This is a genomic window from Vibrio sp. Hep-1b-8 (assembly GCF_006124995.1).
In the GTDB taxonomy this organism is placed as follows: domain Bacteria; phylum Pseudomonadota; class Gammaproteobacteria; order Enterobacterales; family Vibrionaceae; genus Vibrio.
In genome coordinates, this window is the sequence record NZ_QEWN01000045.1 from 1 (window position 1) to 2,459 (window position 2,459).

At 42.0% G+C, this 2,459-nt stretch carries 3 protein-coding genes; all 3 read right to left on the reverse strand.

Annotated elements, in window-relative coordinates; translation table 11 throughout:
• On the reverse strand, window positions 1–962 hold a 962-nt coding region (locus DA100_RS08005; RefSeq protein ID WP_138971696.1), incomplete at its 3' end, for a hypothetical protein.
• Between the two features lie 150 nt (window positions 963–1,112).
• Entirely contained in the window at window positions 1,113–2,186 is a 1,074-nt protein-coding gene (locus DA100_RS08010; RefSeq protein WP_138971697.1) for a hypothetical protein, read from the reverse strand.
• Window positions 2,183–2,459: hypothetical protein (locus DA100_RS20910; protein WP_171052171.1), on the reverse strand; the 277-nt coding region annotated here is incomplete at its 5' end. The genes DA100_RS08010 and DA100_RS20910, both read right to left, overlap by 4 nt.

The window sequence follows — 2,459 nt, forward strand, 5'->3', positions numbered from 1 at the left end:
CGGTCATACTTGGCTTTTAATTCAGGCGGTAGCTTATTTTCGTTATCGCCAAAGCGTATATATTCATCTAAGGTAGTTCTAACTTTCATTTCTCGTCGCATTAAGAAGTACATTAGTTCATCATATGCGACCAAATTTCCAAATTTTGCCAAGTTATCTAATAAGATAAGGTTTTCCTCTGCAGTCAGACATATATGATTAAATTCATTCGCCAACTCTATATCGTCAAAGCATAATGAATAAGGAACACCAAGGCTTCCCCAGTTATTTCCTTTTAGCAGCCATTTTTTAGCAAGATTATAATAATAATTTACCTCACTATCGTTTCCTTTAGTTTTGCCTTCTTCTGCATTTATTTTCATATTGTATAAGGATGACGAACTAATATAACTACCAGCATCTTTTCCCTCTTGTAAAATAGCTTCCCCTTCAGCAGTAAATTGTTCACGATAATCACCGATATAGCCGCCATCCGGAGAATTTCTGAAGGCACCAAGATACATATTGGGAATTAACGGATCTTTTCTCGCCCAGGCAAGATAGGCGCGCTTCTTTACTTCATTAAAGCCAGACTCGTCACAGATATCGCGGTACTGTGTAAGCGAGCAGACTCGTTCTTCGCCGTATGTTTCCAACGCATAGGGGTAGCCTTCGATACTCAGCTCGCGCAGGTTTTCAATCGCCTGGTTAATATTTCGACTTGCTAACGCTAAGGAATAGATGTATCGCGCTTCCACATTTCGAGCGTCACCTATGTAAGGTTGAAGTAATTCCCTGGCTTGGCTTCTGTCATAGTAGGTCATACCAAATATCGCGGTTCGCATTTTACGGATGTCTTCTTTGGTCAGATCCGGAGACCAGGCAGCAGAACGTAGCTCTGGGAGATAACGAATATCCTCCTCATCCATCGCCCAGCTGACACTTGTTAGCAACACCAGTGTGAGTAACCAAATTGACTTCATGATATCTCTCCGAGTAGTTCAAATAGGCGCGAGTAGTCTCCACTACTGGCCGCTTGTTGTATTTGTAACCTTGTTGGCAAGCCGCCTTGTTTCGTTGTGCTGTGAGTCAATAAAATGCCCAGCATTCGCTGGGCATAAAAGAGTCACAATTTAATTAAACATAGTGCCGACTTTTTCAAAGAAGCCTTTGATTTTCTTATCGTTGAACAGTTTTTCCCAGTTTTCTATGCTCGCTATCACGCCATGATGTCCCCAGCCTCTGCCATTATTAAGCTTAATAGCCCGGTCATACTTGGCTTTTAATTCTGGTGAGAGCTTATTTTCATTATCGCCAAAGCGTATATAATCATCTAAAGACGGAAATAGTTCATCTCCTTCTTTATATTCGATTATAAAAAATAAAGCGTTATAAGCAATTAAGTTTCCGTACTTTGAATAATTGTCTAATAGCTGTTGGTTTTCAGAATCAGATAGGCAAAGGTAGCCGTTGTCATTCGCTAACTGTTTGTCCTTATAACATACTCTGGTAGGTATACTTGCAGCGCCCCAACTATTTCCCTTTAACATCAAGTTCTTTGTTGTTTGGAGCAAACCGTTTAGATCTCGACCCTGATCAATATAATTCTGATAGAGTGTAGATGCGGCAAAATAACTGCCGGCCTCCATCCCTTCCTTCAAAATGGCTTCTCCTTCGACGGTAAACTGATCATCATAGTTACCGATGTAGCCACCATTCGGAGAACTTCGAAACGCACGAAAATACATATTGGGAATTAACGGATCTTTCCGTGCCCAAGCAAGATAAGCGCGCTTTTTCACTTCATTAAAACCAAACTCGTCACATATATCGCGATACTGTTTAAGCGAGCAGACTCGTTCTTCACCGTATGTTTCCAACGCATAGGGGTAGCCTTCGATACTTAGCTCTTTCAAGTTTTCTATTGCTTGGTTAATGTTTCTATCTGCCAATGCTAACGCATAAATATAGCGCGCTTCCACATTTCGAGCGTCACCTATGTAAGGTTGAAGTAATTCCCTGGCTTGGCTTCTGTCATAGTAGGTCATACCAAATATCGCGGTTCGCATTTTACGGATGTCTTCTTTGGTCAGATCCGGAGACCAGGCAGCAGAACGTAGCTCAGGGAGATATTGAATATCCTCCTCATCCATCGCCCAGCTGACACTTGTTAGCAGCACCAGTGTAAGTAACCAAATTGACTTCATGATATCTCTCCGAGTAGTTCAAATAGGCGCGAGTAGTCTCCACTACCAGCCGCTTGATGTATTTCGTTTAGATTGTTGATCTTGCCCAAGCCATCGTCAATACCGGTTAACTCTTCAATTAGCTGGTTAACCTCTTGTTTCGCCTCGTCTATACGGTCACTGAACCACTGTTTTGGGTTGCTAAATAACATGGATGCATCGGCATAATCTTGGGGGAAGATCTCTTTACGTGCGAGATGGTAGTAGCCAAACTGCTGGGCTTGATCCAACCAT